10 protein-coding genes are annotated in these 18,543 nt (G+C 69.7%); 6 read left to right on the top strand and 4 right to left on the bottom strand.

The features are described 5' to 3' along the window. Positions 1-96: 96 nt before the first annotated feature. Positions 97-2,274, bottom strand: a complete 2,178-nt coding sequence (locus ACTIGN_RS06910) for a carbon starvation CstA family protein (protein WP_439622162.1) — start codon at positions 2,272-2,274, stop codon at positions 97-99. 271 nt (positions 2,275-2,545) lie between these two features. Further along, complete coding sequence (locus tag ACTIGN_RS06905; RefSeq protein WP_439622160.1) at positions 2,546-3,874, bottom strand: TIGR02996 domain-containing protein; 1,329 nt, start codon at positions 3,872-3,874, stop codon at positions 2,546-2,548. 499 nt (positions 3,875-4,373) lie between these two features. Between ACTIGN_RS06905 and ACTIGN_RS06900 the strand changes: the two genes are divergently transcribed. Genes ACTIGN_RS06900 through ACTIGN_RS06890 form a run of 3 tightly spaced genes read left to right on the top strand, consistent with a single transcriptional unit; the run spans position 4,374 to position 6,773 of the window. After that, on the top strand, positions 4,374-5,348 hold the full coding sequence (locus ACTIGN_RS06900; RefSeq protein WP_439622158.1) for a DUF1559 family PulG-like putative transporter: 975 nt from the start codon (positions 4,374-4,376) through the stop codon (positions 5,346-5,348). Then, positions 5,338-5,781 (top strand): hypothetical protein, encoded by a 444-nt coding sequence (locus ACTIGN_RS06895; protein WP_439622156.1) that lies wholly within the window; start codon positions 5,338-5,340, stop codon positions 5,779-5,781. The genes ACTIGN_RS06900 and ACTIGN_RS06895 overlap by 11 nt, the downstream gene beginning before the upstream one ends. Positions 5,782-5,828: 47 nt before the next feature. Further along, positions 5,829-6,773: a hypothetical protein gene (locus ACTIGN_RS06890; RefSeq protein WP_439622154.1), complete on the top strand. Its 945-nt coding sequence runs from the start codon at positions 5,829-5,831 to the stop codon at positions 6,771-6,773. Between the two features lie 65 nt (positions 6,774-6,838). Here ACTIGN_RS06890 and ACTIGN_RS06885 read toward each other — a convergent pair whose 3' ends face one another. Next, the gene (locus ACTIGN_RS06885) at positions 6,839-9,664 is read right to left on the bottom strand and encodes a hypothetical protein (RefSeq protein WP_439622152.1); all 2,826 of its coding nucleotides are present in this window, start codon (positions 9,662-9,664) and stop codon (positions 6,839-6,841) included. A 444-nt stretch (positions 9,665-10,108) separates the two neighbouring features. Between ACTIGN_RS06885 and topA the strand changes: the two genes are divergently transcribed. Beyond that, positions 10,109-13,054 (top strand): type I DNA topoisomerase, encoded by a 2,946-nt coding sequence (gene topA / locus ACTIGN_RS06880; RefSeq protein ID WP_439622150.1) that lies wholly within the window; start codon positions 10,109-10,111, stop codon positions 13,052-13,054. A gap of 284 nt (positions 13,055-13,338) precedes the next feature. Here topA and ACTIGN_RS06875 read toward each other — a convergent pair whose 3' ends face one another. Continuing rightward, positions 13,339-15,708: a DUF255 domain-containing protein gene (locus ACTIGN_RS06875; RefSeq protein WP_439622148.1), complete on the bottom strand. Its 2,370-nt coding sequence runs from the start codon at positions 15,706-15,708 to the stop codon at positions 13,339-13,341. Positions 15,709-15,975: 267 nt separating this feature from the next. Between ACTIGN_RS06875 and ACTIGN_RS06870 the strand changes: the two genes are divergently transcribed. Both ACTIGN_RS06870 and rpsU read left to right on the top strand, forming a co-directional pair. After that, positions 15,976-17,919, top strand: a complete 1,944-nt coding sequence (locus ACTIGN_RS06870; protein WP_439622146.1) for a redoxin family protein — start codon at positions 15,976-15,978, stop codon at positions 17,917-17,919. A gap of 288 nt (positions 17,920-18,207) precedes the next feature. Further along, complete coding sequence (rpsU, locus tag ACTIGN_RS06865) at positions 18,208-18,417, top strand: 30S ribosomal protein S21 (protein ID WP_439622144.1); 210 nt, start codon at positions 18,208-18,210, stop codon at positions 18,415-18,417. Positions 18,418-18,543: the final 126 nt, after the last annotated feature.

The raw sequence follows: 18,543 nt of genomic DNA, 5'->3' as shown, positions 1-18,543 counted from the left end.
TCTCGGGGGAGAGGTCGCCGCGAGTCTTCGAGCGGCGGGTGAGGGGGTGCCACCCGAACCACACCCCAGAACCGCGGTCCATTCCGCCACCACTTCTTACACCTTCCCCTTGCCCATCAGGACGGAGGCGCAGCGGGCGACGGCCCAGAGCAGCACGGTGCAAACGCACGCGATCACGAAGATCGTCAGCCCCGCGTTGACGTACCCGACGGTCGTGCCCTTCGCCAACTGCCCCTGCACCACGGCGGAGCCGGCGGTCAGCGTCGTCGTGGTGACGAACAGCATCGGCAGCACGGTCACCCAGGCGTAGCGGCCGCGGCCCTGGTTCACCAGCCACGTCGTCACCAGGGCCAGCGCCATGACGGCGAGGAGCTGGTTCGCGATGCCGAACATCGGCCAGATCGTCGTGATGCTCCCGGTCGAGATGAACCACCCGTACCCCGCGGTCACGATGCCGCTCGCGAGCAGCGCGCCCGGGAGCCAGTCGGGCCGGGCGAGCGGCTTGTACACGCGGCCTGCGGTCTCTTGCAGCAGGAACCGGGCGATGCGGGTGCCGGCGTCGATCGTGGTGAGGATGAACAGCGCCTCGAACATGATTGCGAAGTGGTACCAGTACTTCAGCAGCGTGCCCACCGCGAGGCCGGTGAACGCGAACGCCTGCTGGAAGATCATCGCCATGCCCACCGCCAGCGTCACCGCCCCGCCCGTGCGGCCGCGGAGCGACTCGCCGCCCACCATCTCCTCGACCTGCCCCAAGTTCAGGTGCTGCGGGGAGTCGACCTGCGTGGCGTGCGCCGGGTCGCGCGACTCGGGCGGCAGCGTGGCGCGGCTGATGCCGTACTTCGCCTGTACCTCTGCCACGCCCCCCTGGTACTTCTGGGCCTGGTCGATGGGAACGTTGATGTCGTAGTAGAGGTCCGACGGCAGGCTCGCGGCGGCGATCAGCGCGACCGTGCCGACGAGTCCCTCGATCAGCATCGCCCCGTACCCGATGGGGCGGACGTGCGACTCCTTGTCGATCATCTTCGGCGTGGTGCCGCTGGACACGAGCGAGTGGAACCCGCTAATCGCCCCGCACATCACGCAGATGAACACGAACGGGAAGATGCCGCCCTCGAACGTCGGCCCGCCGTTGACGAACACCTCGTTGAGCGGTGGCGCTTCCAGCGCCGGGTTCGCGACGATGACGCCGACGACGAGCATGATCACGGTGCCAATTTTCAAGAAGCTGCTCAGGTAGTCGCGCGGCCCGAGCAGCAGCCACACCGGCAGCACCGCGGCGACGAACCCGTAGATGCACAGCGTCCAGATCGTCTGTTCCTTGGTGAGCGAGAAGAACTTCTCGAGCGGCGAGCCCGGGATCCACCCGCCCGCGACGACCGCGAACAGCGTCAGCGCGCCGCCCATGAGCGACGCCTCGACCACCTTCCCGGGGCGGATGCGGTACATCCACAGGCCGACGAACAGCGCGATCGGGATCGTCGCGGCGATGGTGAACGTGCCCCACGAACTACCGGTGATCACCTGCGTGCAACCGGCGGGGAGGGTGTACACCGCCGGCGCGGCAGCCGTGGCGAGTTTCGGCTCGGTCGGGCTCTTCACGGCGAACGCCTCGGACCGGACGGTTTCCGGCGTCGAGGGCGAGTACCGCACCCGGCACCCGGGCGGGAAGTGGTACACGCCGTCCTTCAGTGCGGCCGGCTCCGTGGCGGCGATCGTCATCCCTTCCGGGAGCTTCACCTCCTCGCCGCCGAGCGCCTTCACGACCACGAACCCGAGCCCGGCCAGCGCGATGATGACGATGAACAGGATCGCCAGCGACGCGACGACCGACGCGGCCGGCCCGAGTTCGGCACGCGCGATCTCGGCCAGCGACTTGCCGTCGCGCCGCACGCTCGCCGCCAGCACGAGCATGTCCTGCACGGCCCCCGCGAGGCACACGCCGACCACCAGCCAGATGAGCCCCGGCGCGTACCCGTACTGGATCGCGAGCACCGGGCCGATGAGCGGCCCGGCCCCGGAGATCGCCGCGAAGTGGTGCCCGAACAGCACCCACTTGTTCGTCGGGTGGTAGTTCTGGCCGTCGTGCAGCCGGTGGGCGGGGGTCTGGCGGGTGTCGTCGAGGACCGCGACCTTCGCCGCGAGGAACGCCGAGTAGTACCGGTACGCCAGCGCGAGGCACACCAGCACCAGGACCATGACCGGCATGGCGTGGACGATGACGCGCCCGTTGCCGGGGTCCGTGTGGAAGAGCGACAGCGCGAGGAGTGACATGGGGCGTCCGCGTGGGGGAGCGTGGGCGACGCGTACTAGCGTAGCGGCCGCGGACGGGTTTGGCCGCAGACGCCTTCGGCGGCAGAGGCCAGACGCCTTCGGCGACAGAGGACAGAAGGCGGGGAAGACAATCGGGCACGGGCGCGGGCACGGACCAGACCCCGGCCGCTACGACCGCCCAAGGCTTTCCCGTTCTTCTCCGTGCCCGCGTGCGTGCCCGTGCCCGTGCCCGATCCTGGCCCCCGCCCTCTGCCACTCCGACAATGCCGCCTCACCGCGAGCTGATGTTTCGCATCTGGAGGTGCCGGCGGAGCGCGTGCGACGGCCCGAGTACCGGCGTAATGAGTCGCCGCAGCGCCCGCATCTGCGTCGTCCGCAGGAACGGCCGCAGGCCCGCGTCGCCGATCGGGTTGAACCCGAGGTCCAGTGTCGTCAGGTTGTTGAGGTGCGGGCTCTCGGCCAGGGCGCGCGCGCCGTCGTCGCCGATGCCGCAGTTCGACAGCCGCAGCACCTTCAGGTGGGCCAGCAGCGGGCAGCCCGCGAGCACCCGCGCCCCCTCGTTGCCGAGTTCGTTCTGCCCGAGGTTCAGGTCGGTCACCCGCACCGCCCCGGGCTCGTTCAGCGGGGTCGTCTTGGTGAGGATCACCTGCAACCCGCCCGGCCCGAGCGCGTTGTTCGACAGGTCGAGGACCGGCACCCGGAGCAGGTCGTGCGCCCGGGTGATCGTGTGCAGCCGGGCGACGCCGATCTCGTTGCCCGCCAGCCCGAGCTTGTGCAGCGACGCGAGCCGCTCGGACCCGGCGACCGCCTCCGCACCCGTCGGCCCGAGCCGGTTGTTCGACAGCTCGAGGTACCGGACGTTCCCCAGGTGCGACGACGTCGCCAGGGACCGCGCGCCGGTCTCCCCGATCTCGTTGTCGGACAGGTCGAGTTCCTCCAGGTTCCCGAGGATCGTACTCGTCGCGAGGTGCTCGGCCGACTTGTCCTCGAACCGGTTGCGGCCCAGGTACAGCCGCCGCAGCCCGGTCAGGTGCGGGGACTCGGCGACGGCCCGGGCGAGGGGCCGGCTCACGTGCTGCCCGAACACCGTGAGCGCGACGAGGCGGCTCAGGTACGGCACCTGGAACGCGAGCTGGAGGTTGCCCCCGAGGTCGAGCAGGTGGACGTGGCGGATCGGCCCGGCGACGAACAACTCGGCGGCGTGCCGGATCCACTGGAGCGCGACGACGTTCACCTCCTCGACGAACCCGCGGCGGAACCGGTGCCCGGTGGCCAGCCCGCGGAACGGGCCCGTCCAGTCGGTGCCGTAGGCCGAGAGCAGGTCGGCCTGCAGCACCGTCAGGTCGCCCAGGAGCTTCTGCCGGGCGGCCTCGCGCTCGACCCGCTCCTTGGCCGACACAGGTGCCTCGTCGGCCTCGGGCTCCTCGGTGAGCTTCGCCAGGGCGATCTGCACCCGGATGAGCAGCGCGCGCTTGCGGCTCCAGTCCGGCGGACCGGCGACCCCCTGTTCTTCGAGCCAGTCGGCGTAGATGAGGCGCGGCGCGTCCTCGTCCGGGTACGCCCGGATCCGCTGGAGAAACGCTTCGGCCTCGGTCTGCATGAAGTTTGCTCCGCACCGCGATGTCCGAGCGACCCTGAGCGCCAGTATTGAAGCTGTGCGTTCGTGATTTTTTAGCCGCGGATGCAGCGACCGAGGGTAGCCAGGGGTGCGGCGAGCGCAGCGAGCAAACCCCTGGTCCCCCGCGCACCACGGATCGCAGCCCCGGAGGGGCGACAGGCTCCGCATGGGCGGCCAGGGGTTTGTGCCGCAGAGCCGGCACCGCACCCCTGGCTACACTCGGTCGCCGCATCCGCGGCTCCCAACCACAATCCGATCGCGCAACTTCAGAAAGCGCCAGCGAGGGGTGTGCTTGACCCCCTCACTGGCGCTCAAGGTTCGCCCGGACAGGGCACCCTCTTCGCGCTCACCTCCAGAGTAACGCACCAGGCCGCCGGGCGGTGCGAAATGTGCAGACGAATGAAGAATGGGTGTTGCCCTAACCATTCGGTTAGGTAAAGCTAATGGAATGATTCACGCTGCCTATTCACCAGGAGGAACTGTGCGACCCACACGACCGTACCGCGAACGATTTCGCGGGTTCACCCTCATCGAATTGCTGGTGGTGATCGCCATCATCGCCGTGCTCATCGGCCTGCTCCTTCCGGCCGTCCAGAAGGTCCGCGAGGCGGCGGCGAAGACGCAGAGCCAGAACAACCTCAAGCAGATCGGCCTCGCACTGCACAGCTACCACGACTCGCACCTGCGGTTCCCGCCGGGCTACCTCGCCGACACGCACGGCCCGTCGGCCGACCCCGCGACGCTCGACGCGCCGCCGGGGTGGGGCTGGGGCGCGCTCATCCTCCCTTACGTGGAGCAGGACGCCCTCTACAAGCAACTGCGGCTCGACCTGCCCGCGTGGGACGCGGCCAACGCCGCCGCGGTGAAGCACGCGCCGAAGGTGTTCCAGAACCCCGCGGCCCCGAACGCGAGCCCGACCGTGCAGGTGAAGACGGACACCGGAACGGTGCTCGCCGAGTGGGGCCGGTCGCACTACGTCGTGAACAACGGGCAGGACGAGTCGTGGGCGTACCTGAACCACAACCTCTCGGGCATCCCCGGCACCGGGCCGTTCTACCGGAACTCGAAGACGCGGACCGCCGACGTGACCGACGGACTGAGCAGCACCGTGTTCGTCGGCGAGCACACCACGGTGAGCGACAAGACGTGGGTCGGGGTCCACCCCGCGGCGGCGAGCTGCCCGGTGGACGCGGCCCGGTTCCCGTTCACCGCGTGCGACGGCCCGGCGACGCTGGTGATGTGCCACAGCGGGCCGGCGGCGCACGAGCCGGGGGTCGTTCACCCGCCGAGCTTCCCGACGTGCCACGTGTGCCAGATGTACGGCCCGTGGAGCGCCGGCGGCGGGAACGTGCTGTTCGGCGACGGGGGCGTGCGGTTCGTCCCCACGCGGATCAACCTGACCACCTGGGCCGCGCTGTCCAGCATGAACATGGGGGACCTGCCCGGTGAGTGGTAACCATTCCGACGACGACGACGATCGGCCGCGCTCGAACGCCCGCTGGCTGGTCGGGGCGCTGGCGGTTCTGACCGTCGCGCTGCTGGTGGTCTGGTGGCCCGGGTGCCGCCAGTACCCGCCGGTGTCCAGCCGGGAGTCGCTGGGGGCGATGAAGCTGCTGTACTCGGCCTGCAACACCCGCGACCCGGCCCGGCTCGACCGGGTCGAGCGCACGGTTGAGGCGCTGGCCCGCGACGGCAAGGTGACGCCCGCCGAGCGCGAGAGCTTCGAGCGGATCGTCGCGACCGCCCGCGCCGGAGACTGGGATAAGGCCGAGGACGCGGCGTTCAAGTTCGCCCAGGACCAGGTCGGCGCGGGCCCCGCCGACCACGACCCGCACGACCGCGCCCACGACGACAAGAAGCTGAAGGCGAAGCCCGGGAAGGGGAAGTAGCGGCGTGCTACAATCGGGGTGCTTCGCCCACACCCCGGACGCCCCCGATGCCCGGTCCCCAGTGCCCGCACTGCGAGTTCTCCTACGCCTGGGACGGCAAGTTCTGCGGGCACTGTCAGAAGCCTTACCCCCTCCGCGGGGTGTGGGACGCGGCCGTCGCGCCCGGGTGGTTTGCGGGGCACCACCGCGCGACCAAACGGGAACTCGTCCTGGTCGGGTGCGGGAGCGTGCGCACCATCGAACGCCTCCTCCCGCCCGCGACCGGTCCGGCCCTCGACTCGTTGGAGCGGGCCGCTCTCGCCAGCACTCCCACAACGGTCCGCGGCGCGGCCCGTGCGTGCTGGGAACTCTCCCGGATCGTCGAAAACGTCCGCACCAATTCCGCTCCGGGGTCGCCGGCTTTTCTGGCTACCGACGCCTTGGCAGCACTCGCCGGCACGGCCACGGACCGGAACCTCCCGATCGTACCCCACGTCACGCACTCAGTTGCGCTCGCCGAGGCGCAAGCCCGCGTCCCGGCGACGCCCGACGAGGGGCACCGCCGGCCCGCGTTCCTCGAAGGGGACACGCGGCTGGCGGTTCTGGGGTTCCGGCACGCGATCCTTGCTGGCAAACGGCCGCCCGGCCTGACCCCGACGGAGTCGGACCAGTGGGACCGGTGGCGGGCGGCCACGGAGCGCGCCGATGTCACGCGCCGGGCACGCCTGGAGGCGACCACCGCGGCCTCTGCGGCGCTGTGCGACGTGTACCGCGATGTGGTTGCATACCCGTTCCAAAGGGCCACGTTCGACCCGGCGTGGCGGACGAGCACGGCCGTTGCGATGGCGAAGGGGTTCGTGGAGACCGCCGACTTCAGCGGGATGCCGATCCTGGCCGACGCGCTCCAGGACGCCGGGTGCGACGACCCCGAGGTGCTCGAACACTGCCGCGCCGAGCGGCCGCACTACCGCGGGTGCTGGGTCGTTGAACGGGTGCTGGGTCGCGGTGCGTAGGAGGACGGCCATAAACGCGAGCGGCCGCCCGTTTCGGGGCGGCCGCTCGGCTGACCGGACCAGCGTCAGCCGTCGAGGCCGCGCTTCTCGTTCTCCTCGAGCTTCTTCTTCTGCTCGTCGGTCACGACGAACTTGAACTCCTTCTTCAGCAGCCCCATGACCGACTGGTAGGCGTTCCGCTGGCTCTGGAGCCGGAACCGGCCCAGCACCTCGCCGATGCCGCTGCCGCCGCCCATCTGGCTCTGCGACTCGGCCATCGCCACGTCCAGCTTGTAGTCGGTGTCCGTCTTCACCTCGCGCTTCAGGACCGTCGCGACGTAGTAGGTGTCCTTCGGCGCGTCGGCGATCACCGTCACGGTCTTGACCGGCTCGGTGCGGCCCTTCATGAGCGCCTCGCCCAGCTCGTTGGTCGGGTACTTGAGGTTCTCGCTCGGGCGGATCTGGAACGGCTGGAGCGGGTTCGGCCCGGGCATGCGGAACAGGTCCACCTGGAACCCCTTCTCGCCGGTCGGGTCGGCCACGGCCGTCAGCGGGGCGACGCCGCGGACCATGAACGGCTCGCCGCGCCCGAACGCGAGGTCGCGGAGCTTCTGGGTCAGCAGCGGCTCCGACGTCGAGTCGTACACGCGGATCTCGTTGGCCAGCTTCTCGGCCTCGGCCTTCGCCAGCTCGCGGGCCTTCTTGAACTTCCACGCCCGCACGACGTCCTTGAACACCTCGGACCCGTCCGGGGTGCCGCCCCACAGCCGCGGGCGGGCCGCGTCCTCGGTCTTCCGCCACACGACGAACTGCGGCTTCGTCTTCAGGTCGTCCTCGAAGTACGCCCGCTCGGTGGGGTAGGTCATCGGGGCGAGCGTCCCGTTCGCCGGGGTGCGGGTGCGGGTCGCCGGGTTGGTCTGCCAGAAGAACCGGTCGCCGAACGGGACGTACCCCTGTTGCACGCGGGCGTGCGGGTTGGCCGCGGCCCGGAGCGTCTCGCGCTGGGCCGCCAGCAGCGGGGCCAGCGCGGGGTCTTCTTCGATGTTCCACTCGGTCCGGGGGACGGTGTTCCCCTGGACCTTCAGCCCGCGGCGGGCGACGAACTCGTCGATGTACTTCTGCGCCGGGGCCTTGTCCTTCGCCCGGCCGTTGTCGGACAGCTTGTTCACCTCGGCGAGGAACGCCTGCACGTCGCCGGCGGCCAGCTCGCGGGCGTTGCGGGCCAGGAGGTCCTGCATCAGGGTCGGCTTGTACACGTTGATCGGCAGCGGCTGCGGGACCATCGTGCGGTACGCGACCTCGCCGCCGATCAGCGTGTTGAACGCGCCCAGGGTCGGGGTCACGCCGAGCACGAGCGGCACGCCGGCCTTCGCCCGGTCGCGGATCTCATAAGCGATCGGGCCGGTGCCGATGGCCGCGGTCGCGGCGAACGGGTTGCCGAACCCGGCGAGCTGCCCGGCCAGCGCCCCGGCCGCGACGGCGAGGTTCCCCGGCCGCACCACGCTCGTGTCGAGGAGCATCCCGAGCGGCTCGAACACGCTCCCGCCGGCGCGGCCCCACCGCAGGTCGACCTCGCTCCGGTGCATCCGGGCGTACCGCAACTCGTACTCGGTCTCGAGCAGCGCGTCCGGCAGGCCGACCGGGGCGGCGGCCGCGACCAGCGCCGCGGGGGTGCCGGCGAACGTCGGCACCGTCAGGAGCGAGCCGATCTTCGCGACCGGGTCGCCCAGCTTCATCCGCTCGGCGGCGAGTTGCGTGTAGTACGGCTCGGAGCCGGTGACCGAGAAGAACTCGACGCGGACCTTGCGGGGCTCCTTGAACCCGGGGGTCTCGCGGGCCGGGTTGGCCTCCTCGTCCTTGTACTGCTGGTACAGCGCCTTCAGCTCGTTCGCGACGGCCGGGTCGGCCGTGTTCGGGTCCGGCACCTTGTCGACGAAGCTCGCGGCCGACACCGGGATCACGGCGTAGGTGGTCGGGCTGGTCTGCTCGCGGAAGAACTCGAACGAGTCGTGCGGGGTGCTGAACGCCGGGAACCCGCCGTACCCGCCGCCCCGCGAGCCGTTCACGTCGCTGCCGAGGACCGCGACCTGCGCCGTTCGCACGCGGAACTCCTCGGCCACCGCCCGCAGGCAGGCGTCCATCGTGAACCCGGGCATCGACTGGGCCATGTACTTCTGCACGTCGACCTGCGGCCGCGCCCCGAACGACCCGAAGAACTCGCGCTCGATCAGTTGCTTCACGTCGTTGGTCGTGAACCGGATGCCGAGCTGGTCGGCCTTCTTCTGCCAGAGCATGAAGTCGATGAGGTCGGTCTGCGACCGGTTCGGGGACCGCCAGAAGTACGTGTCGGGGTTCCCCGACATCGCCGCCTGGGTCAGGTTCGTGTTGATGGCCAGGCTCTGCATCTTGTAGTTGGCCACCTCCTTGTCCTCGGCCCGCGCCGTGGGGGACAGGGCCATCTGCCGGATCTGCTCCTGGACCTGCTGCTGGAACATGCCGGCGAACTGCGCGAACTGCGGGTTCCGCAGGAGCTGCTCCTGGCTCAGCACCCGCTCCATCATCTGCCGCCCCTCGGGGCTCATGCGGTTGAGCTGCTCGACGACGTTCGCCTCGAGCCGCACGGCCGTCTCGTTGGCGGCGAGGAGCATGTACTTGTTGGCCAGGACCCGCTGGTACCGCAGCCCGCGGCCCGCCTCGCTCAGGTCGCTGTCGTACACCTTGGTGCCGTCGATCGTGCAGAGCACCTCACCCCGCTTGCTCTTGGTGCCGAGCCACCGCGGGAGCCAGTCGAAGAAGTCGGCCCCGCCCCCCAGCCCGCTCGACAGCACGAACGTGAACATGATGAACACGGTCACGACTGCGAAGATCGCCTTCTGGTTGCGCCGGAAAATGTTGAACGGGTTGTATGCCATTACTTGTTCTCAGTTTGCGGCGGCGGCGGAGTCGCGCCGGCGGGCTGCGGGGGTTGACACCACTCCCACCGCTGTCCTAATGGTGAGAGGCGTTCCCCTCCCTCAGTCCCCCGATTGTAGTAATTCTCCGGGTCGGAACAATTGGAAAGGATGGAGGGGCGGGCGCGTTCGAGCCCGGCACCCCGTCCAAGCGAGCGGGGGACGTGAGACGTGTCCCAGTGCTCCCGCACCGGGCTACGAACGCCGACCCCCGACAGGGGTGAAGAGAACGTCTGCCCGGTTCTGTGTTCCCGCCCCGGAGGGGCCGGCGTCTCGAGCCCGGTGCGGGAGCACTGGGGTCCCTTGGGACGCCGCCGCGCCGCTCGCTCAAAAGAATCGATCCCGGTCGCGCGGCCTCTAACACGACATACGGCGATCACGCACCACCAGACGGAGTCCCCGAGAGTGCCAACGCCACGCAAGAAGCCGGCGACCGACAAGCCCGCCACCGAGAAGAAGGCGCCCGCCCGCAAGAAGGCCCCCGCCAAGGCCGCGGCGGCCGCTCCCGCCCCCGGCGAGGAGCCGGTGTCGACCGCCCCGGCCGGGAAGTTCCAGCTCGTCGTCGTCGAGTCGCCCGCCAAGGCCAAGACGATCAACAAGTACCTCGGCTCGGGCTACCACGTCCTGGCCAGCTACGGCCACGTCCGCGACCTGCCCACCCGCAAGGAGAAGGGCGAGGAGGTCGCCGGCATCCGCATCGCCGACGGCTGGAAGATGCGGTACGTCGTGGACGACGGCAAGGACGACAAGAAGGGCGGCGGCCGCGGCCGGCGGCGGACCCCCGCCGACATCCTCGCCGAGATCAGGCGCGAGGCCAGCAAGGCCGAGCGCGTCCTGCTCGCGTCCGACCCGGACCGCGAGGGCGAGGCCATCGCGTGGCACATCGCCGACGCGCTGAAGCTCCCGGCCGCGAACACGTTCCGCATCCGGTTCAACGAGATCACCAAGCCGGCGATCCAGGCCGCCATCGCCAAGCCCGAGCCCATCAACGGGCAGCGGGTGCTCGCCCAGGAGGCGCGGCGGGCGATGGACCGGGTCGTCGGGTTCCCGCTCTCGAACCTGCTCGGCAAGAAGGTCGCCGGCGGGCTCAGCGCCGGCCGCGTGCAGTCGGTCGCGGTCAAGCTGATCGTGGACCGCGAGCGCGAGATCGAGGCGTTCCGCACCGAGGAGTACTGGAAGGTCACGGCGCTGCTGGCGAAGGCCGGCCTGGGCGTGAAGTGGACCGCGGACCCGAAGAAGTCCAAGATCCTCGCCAAGAAGAAGGAAGCGACGAAGCTCACCGCCAGGCCCGGCGACGAGCCCGACACCACGCCCGACCCGGACGAGCCGGTCGTGGACACCGAGACGAGCGACGCCCCGCCCGACGCGGACGGCGCGGCCGCCGCCCCGGTCGAGCGCACCGGCCTGCCGACCCCGCCCGAGGGCTCGTTCCTGGCGGAACTCGTGAAGTGGGCCGGGGCCGAGCCGAAGCTCCCGAACGAGGCCGCGGCCGACGCCGTCGTCGCGGCGCTGCGGGACGTGCCGTTCGTCGTCACCAAGCGCGAGGAGAAGGACCGGCAGGACCGCCCGAGCCCGCCGTTCATCACCAGTACGCTGCAACAGCAGGCGAACATCCGGCTCCGGTTCAGCACGAGCCGCACCATGCAGGCGGCGCAGAAGCTGTACGAGGGCGTCGAACTCTCGGGCATGGGCCAGACGGCGCTCATCACCTACATGCGTACCGACAGCACGCGGGTGTCGAACGACGCGCTCGCCGGGGTGCGGACCTACATCCAGGGCGACGCGCGGCTCGGGCCGGACTACCTGCCGAAGTCCCCCAACATGTACGCCTCCAGCAAGAACGCGCAGGAGGGCCACGAGGCGATCCGCCCGACCGACGTGACGATGACCCCGGCCCGGGCGCAGGCCGCCGGCCTGGCGGGCGACCAGATGCGGCTGTACGAGCTGATCTGGCGGCGGTTCGTCGCGAGCCAGTGCACCCCCGCGGTGATGGCCGTCACCACGGTCGAGGTGACCGCGGGGCAGGGGCTGTTCCGGGCCAACGGCCGGATCATGAAGTTCGAGGGGCACCGCCGCGTGCTGACCCCGGTGGGCAAGGGCGAGGACGTGACGCTGCCGGACGTGAGGGAGCGCGACGCGCTGAACCGGCTCGACACGTTCGAGGCCCAGCACTTCACGCAGCCGCCGGCCCGGTTCAACGAGGGCTCGCTGGTCAAGATGCTCGAAAAGGAGGGCATCGGCCGCCCGAGCACGTACGCGAGCATCATCGCGACGATCCAGAAGCGCGGGTACGTGCAGCAGGAGAAGGGGCGGTTCTTCGCGTCCGAGATCGGGAAGGTGGTCACCGACCTGCTGGCCAAGCACTTCCCGAAGATCATGGACCTGAAGTTCACCAGCCACTTCGAGGACTCGCTCGACGAGATCGAGACCGGGAAGTACCAGTACCGGGCGGTGCTCGACGAGTTCTGGGGGCCGTTCTCGACGGACCTGAAGAAGGCCGACACCGAGATGGCCCCGGCCCGCGTCGAACTCGACGAGAAGTGCCCGAAGTGCGGCCGCACCCTGGAGAAGCGGTTCACCACCAAGACCGGCGGGTACTTCATCGGCTGCACCGGGTGGAAGGACAAGGAAGCGCCCTGCACCTTCAAGCGGAGCGCCGACGGCAAGGAGATCGCCGGCCCGACGGTGACGGAGATCCCGTGCCCGGCGTGCGGCAAGTTCATGGTCCGCAAGGAGGGCCGGTTCGGGGTGTTCTTCACCTGCGAGGGCGCGCCGGACTGCCCGACGACGATGAACCAGGGGGCCGACGGCAAGCCGGTCGTCACCGCCCTGCCGACGAAGAACAAGTGCCCGAAGTGCGAGAAGCAGAACCTGCTCGTGAAGGAGAGCAAGGCCGGCAAGAAGTACGTCCAGTGCCCGGACGCGAAGTGCAAGTTCATCTCGGACTGCGACGCCGCGGGGAACCCGGTGATGCCGCCGGACACCGGCATCGCGTGCGAGAAGTGCGGCAAGCCGATGGTCATCAAGGTCGCGTGGCGGGGGCCGTTCCTGTCGTGCAGCGGGTACCCGCAGTGCCGCAACGCGAAGTCGATCAACGCCGAACTCCGCGAGAAGCTCAAGGACCTGCTCCCGCCGATGCCGGACAAGACCGAGAAGAAGTCGGACATCCCCGAGGTGCAGGTCGACGACACGTGCCCCGAGTGCGACGCGCCGATGCGGCTGATGAAGTCGCGGTTCGGCGCGGGGTTCTACCTCGGGTGCTCGAAGTACCCGAAGTGCAAGGGCAAGGGCCAGGTGTCGGGCGAGTTGAAGCGCAAGATCGACGCGGTGATGGCCGGCGCGCCGGCGTAGGGCGGTGCGCCGGGTCCGTTCGCGTGCCCGGTGAGCACTTCGCGTGGTGCCCCTCACCCGCCGCTCGAAGACTCGCGGCGACCTCTCCCCGTAGGAACGGGGCGAGGTGGGGCGACTGGTTCTGATCCTCACCTCACCGAGCCGCTTGGCTGGTGAGAAGCACAGGTGCCCCACCTCGCCCCGTTCCTACGGGGAGAGGTCGCGACCCGGCTCTGCGGGTCGCGGGTGAGGGGAAACCACACTTCACGGTCACCGGTTAGCTCGGGCCTCTCCGCTCGTTGTGTTCACTTCACCCGAATCGTCGACGGCAGCAGGCACGTCCCCTCCTTACACGCGATTACTTTCACACGCACTTCGACGGCCGCGTCCTTCCCGGCCGGCACGGTAGCGGTGATCGTCACGCTCCCCTCGTAGACGCTGTACTTGGCGTTCGCGGTGTCGGTGATCGCCTTCCCCTTAGGGTACGCGACCTCGGCCTTGGCTTCGGCGCCGCCCACGAACACCGCGACCCGCGTCTGCGACTCGAGCAGGTCGTCGCTGCCGACCGGGTTGGCGTAGACGTGCCAGCCGTCCGCGACGGTGAGGGTGAGGGTGACGGTGCGCTTGCCGTCGGCCGGTTCGCCCACGGTGAGTTTGGCGCTTACCACGTCGGCCGACTCGCGCGGCTTCTTGGCGGGGTCGGTCTTGGGGTCGGTGGCGGCGGAGGGGCCGGTGCCGGTCGCGAGGAACTCGTGGAGCGCGAGCGCCATCGCGGGCACCGAGCCGGGGTTGGTGCGGAGCGTGAGCGCGAACCCCTTCAGCGTCTTCTCGGCCCGCTCGCGGTAGCCCGCGTCCTTGAGCTTCGCGCCGAGGCGGATCAGGTTGCGGGTGGTCTGCGAGTTGCCGGACGGCTGGACGCCGTCGTACCCGTCCTTGGCGCGGGCGAACAGCTTCTCGCCGTCGCTCGGGGCGAAGTAGAACCCGCCCCGGTCGCCGTCGCCGTGGAACTTGATGGCGGTATCGGTGAGCTGCTTCGCGGCATCGAGCCACTTCGCCTCGCCGGTCGCGTCGTGCAGGTTCAGCAGCCCGTGGACGAGGTAGGCGTAGTCGTCGAGGAACGCGGTCCCGCGGGCGGTCGGCTTCTCGCCGGGCACCGCTGCGTAGAGCCGGAACAACCGCCCGTCCTTGTCCCGCATCTTGGTGAGGACGAAGTCGGCGGCCCTCGCGGCGGCGGCGACGTACTCCTTGTTCGCGAACACCTGCCCGGCCCGTGCGTACCCGGCGATCATCTGGCCGTTCCAGGCGCAGATCACCTTCGTGTCGAGGAACGGCCGCTCGCGCTTCGCCCGCACGTCGAACAGCTTCGCCTTGAGTGGGGCGAGCATCGCGAGCAGCTCCGCCTCGGTGAGCTTCTGGTCCTTCGCCACCTCCGCGAGCGGCTTCGGCAACCGCAGGATCGAGAACTTGTCCTCGAAGTTCGGGGCGGTGACGCCGTACACCGCCTTGAGGAGCTTCGCGTCGGCTCCGGTGCCGAGCACCTTCGCGATCTCGTCCGCGGTCCAGACGTAGAACTCGCCCTCCTTGTGGTTGCTGTCGGCGTCGAGCGCCGAGTAGAACGCGCCGTCGGGGCTGGTCATCTCGCGCTTGATGAACGCGAGCGTCTCGTCGACCACCCGCTTGTAGGTCGGCTCGGGGGTGGCCGCGAAGGCGTCGCTGTAGAGTTCGACGAGTTGCGCGTTGTCGTAGAGCATCTTCTCGAAGTGCGGGACGGTCCAGGTGCGCTCGGTGCTGTACCGGTGGAACCCGCCGCCGAGGTGGTCGTAGATCCCGCCCTCGGCCATCTTGTGCAGCGTGAAGTGGACGTGCTTTGTGAGTTCGTCCTTCCCCTTCAGCTTCGACTGCGAGAGCAGGAACTGCCACACCGGCGGCCGCGGGAACTTGGTGCCCTTGAACGACCGGGCCTTGCTGCCGGTGCCGCCGTGCTCGGGGTCGAAGTCGTAGGCGTCGGCCGCCGCGTCGAGCATCTCGCGGTCGAGCTTCCCGAGCGCGACCCCGCGGGCGTTGCGGTCGAGCGCGTCGACGGTGAGCTTCGCGACGTGGTCGGCCTGCTTCACCAGCTCGTCGTGCGACTTCTTGTCGAGGTCGATGACGGTGGCGAGGACCGACTTCATCCCGGGCGCGGTGTCGTCGCCGACCTTCTTGTCCTCGGGCGGGAAGTACGTGCCGCCGAAGATCGGCTTGCCGTCGGCGGTGAGGATCATGGTGAGCGGCCACCCGCCCTGCTGCCCCGTGACGTTCAGGGCGGTCATGTAGATGTCGTCGACGTCGGGCCGCTCCTCGCGGTCCACCTTGATGCACACGAAGTTGTCGTTCATCACCTTCGCGATCTCGGCGCTGGAGAACGACTCGCGCTCCATGACGTGGCACCAGTGGCACGAGCTGTACCCGATGCTGAGGAAGACGAGCTTCTTCTCCTTCCTGGCCCGCTCGAACGCCTCCGCGCCCCACGGGTACCAGTCGACCGGGTTGTGCGCGTGCTGGAGCAGGTACGGGCTGCTCTCCTTCGCGAGCCGGTTCGGTTTGCCCTTCTCCTTGGGCTTCGGGTCGTCGGCACCGACCGGCTGCGCGCCGAGGACAGCGAGGAACGCGAGCAGGCACAGCGAGCGCAGCAGCATGGCGGGGTCTCCGGGGAGGGCACGGACCATCTTACCCGCCGGGGAGGGGTGGGGCGCGGGGTCCGAAGGGGCGGGAATACGCGATTCGCCCCGGCCCAGGGGTTTGCTCGGAGACTCGCTGCACCCCTGGCTACATTCGGTCGCCGCATCCGCGGCTACAGGCCACCGGTTCGCCCGGCGCGCCGATCTGCTACCGTGTAACCGGTCCGCTCGGTCCGGGTTGTGATTGGTATGTCACACGCCGCTCCGACCCGTTGGAGGCTTCCCATGAGCAGGTGGCTCGCTCTCGCATCGCTTCTTGTTGTCGCGCCGCTCAGTGCGTCCGCGGCCGACGAGCCGGCCGGCGAGGTCACGTTCGCCGACCACATCGCGCCGCTCGTGTTCCAGAACTGCACGACGTGCCACCGGCCGACCCAGGTCGCGCCGTTCACGCTCCTCAACTACGCCGAGACCCGCAAGCACGCGAAGACGATGCTCCGCGTCATGGAGGACCGGTACATGCCGCCGTGGCACCCGGAACCCGGGCACGGCGAGTTCCGCGACTCGCGGCGGCTGAGTGACGCGCAGATCGCAATGTTCGCGAAGTGGGTGAAGGCCGGGGCGCCCGAGGGCGACCCGAAGAAGACCCCGGCGCTGCCGAAGTTCCCCGAGGGCTGGCAGCTCGGCACGCCGGACCTCGTCGTTGCGATGGACCGCCCGTTCGAGGTGCCCGCCGCGGGGGCGGACATCTACCAGAACTTCGTCATCCCCCTGAACCTCGCCGAGGACAAGTGGGTCACCGCCGTCGAGTTCCGGGCGACCGCGCCCGCCGTGCTGCACCACGTGCTGTACTTCCTCGACGACAGCGGCCGCGGCCGGGCCAAGCTCAAGAAGGACGGCCAGCCCGGGTTCCCGGGCATGGGGTTCCGGCCGACCGGCTCGCTCGGCGGCTGGGCCGTCGGGGCCACGCCGTCGAAGCTCCCCGAGGGGCTCGCGCTGCCGGTGAAGAAGGGCTCCGACCTCGTGCTGCAAACGCACTTCCACCTCTCGGGCAAGGCCGAGAAGGAGACGATCACCGTCGGCCTGTACTTCGCGGACAAGCCGCCGAAGCGGACGCTCGTGAACATCGCCCTCCCGCCGGTGTTCGGCCTGTTCTCGAACGTCGACATCCCGCCCGGGAAGGCCGCGTTCACGGTCACCGACTCGTTCACGCTGCCCGTGGACGTCGACGTCGTCGGCGTCGGGGCGCACGCCCACTACCTCGGCAAGACGATGAAGGCCGACGCGACGCTCCCCGACGGCACGCAGAAGAAGCTGTTCGCGATTAACGACTGGGACTTCAACTGGCAGGGGCAGTACCTGTACAAGGAGTTCGTGCGGCTCCCGAAGGGGACCGTGATCCGCGGCGAGGTGACGTGGGACAACTCCGCCGCGAACCCCCGCAACCCGAGCGACCCGCCGGTCCGCGTGCGGTGGGGCGAGGGCTCGACCGACGAGATGGGGTCGATCGGGCTGCGGGTGGTCGCGGCCGACCAGGCCGACACGCCGAAGCTCCGCGAGGCGCTCCAGCTCCACCTGCGGCAGACGGTGGTCCGGGCGCGGCTCCGGGGCGACACGGTCGACTGGGACAAGCTCGGCGTCCCGGCCCCGGACCTGTGGAAGAACCCGGGCCTGTTCAGGAAGGAGCGCGAGACGCCCGCACCCGAGAAGAAGGACGCGAAGGCTCCCGTGAGCGTCCGCGACACCGACGGCAAGCTCCAAACGCCGCTCGCGGTCGGCGACGCGAAGGCGAACGTGCTGTTCTTCACCACCTCCAATTGCCCGATCGCGAACGCCTACGCCCCCGAGATCGCCGCGATCGTCGGGGACTACGCCGACAGCCGCGTGCGGTTCTTCGCGGTCCACGTCGACCCGGACCTCAGCGTTGAGGCGGCCCGCACCCACGCGAAGGAGTACGGGCTGAACCTCCCGGTGCTGATCGACGCGAGGCACGAACTCGTGGCCGCGACCGGCGTGACGCGGACCCCCGAAGTCGCCGTGATTCTCCCCGACGGCACGGTCGCGTACCGCGGGCGGATCGACGACCGCTTCCCGGGGCTGGGCAAGAAGAAGCAGGCCCCGAAGGAACGGGAACTGCGCGACGCGATAACGGCGATCGTCGCGGGCGGAACGGTCCTGACGCCGCGTACCGAGGCGGTCGGCTGCTCGCTTCCCACGCTCCCGGTGCGGTGACCGCGGCGTTCGTCCAATGAGGGCACGACTGGTTGTTTGGGGCGAACCCTGAGCGCCAGCGAGGGGGGTGATGAGCCTCACCCCCTCGCTGGCGCTCAGGGTTCGCCCGGCCAGCGGCCCAACCCACAGGGACACCCTCCAAAGAAATTCGCTGGTTCGCGGTGGGGCGGTTCGCTATAGTTCTCAGAATCCCGGATTGCCGACGCGCGGTCCGGGCACCACTTTCGTTGACCGCGAACCGCAGGTGCCACCCGCACCCGCCCGAAGGAGATCTGGATGGGATTGCGTATGCGAGTTCACGACCGCGAACCGATCGGGGCCGCCCTCCGGCGGTTCAAGAAGCTGATCGAGCGGTCCGGGATGAAGAAGGAAATCCGGGCGCACGAGTACTACGAGAAGCCGTGCGAGGCCCGCACCCGCAAGGAGCGCAACCGGATCCGCGCGATCCGCAAGGCCGCGCTCGGCAAGCCGGTGAAGAAGGAACGCTGGCCCGGCTGACGCCGCCACCGCGGTCCGACCGAACGACGCGAGAAGCCACGGGAACGATTCCCGTGGCTTCTCGCTTAACGTGCCTGGGCGAACCCTGAGCGCCAGCGAGGGGGTGAGCCTCACCCCCTCGCTGGC

The organism is Gemmata sp., assembly GCF_051859125.1.
Classification (GTDB): domain Bacteria; phylum Planctomycetota; class Planctomycetia; order Gemmatales; family Gemmataceae; genus Gemmata.
Note: the sequence above shows the minus strand (reverse complement) of the source record. Positions and strands in the feature narration are given on the sequence as shown.

Coding starts and splice junctions, on each gene's coding strand:
- ACTIGN_RS06885 (WP_439622152.1), bottom strand. CDS start 9,664: ATGGCATACAACCCGTTCAACATTTTCCGGCGCAACCAGAAGGCGATC.
- rpsU (WP_439622144.1), top strand. CDS start 18,208: ATGCGAGTTCACGACCGCGAACCGATCGGGGCCGCCCTCCGGCGGTTC.
- ACTIGN_RS06905 (WP_439622160.1), bottom strand. CDS start 3,874: ATGCAGACCGAGGCCGAAGCGTTTCTCCAGCGGATCCGGGCGTACCCG.
- ACTIGN_RS06870 (WP_439622146.1), top strand. CDS start 15,976: ATGAGCAGGTGGCTCGCTCTCGCATCGCTTCTTGTTGTCGCGCCGCTC.
- ACTIGN_RS06890 (WP_439622154.1), top strand. CDS start 5,829: ATGCCCGGTCCCCAGTGCCCGCACTGCGAGTTCTCCTACGCCTGGGAC.
- ACTIGN_RS06875 (WP_439622148.1), bottom strand. CDS start 15,708: ATGCTGCTGCGCTCGCTGTGCCTGCTCGCGTTCCTCGCTGTCCTCGGC.
- ACTIGN_RS06910 (WP_439622162.1), bottom strand. CDS start 2,274: ATGTCACTCCTCGCGCTGTCGCTCTTCCACACGGACCCCGGCAACGGG.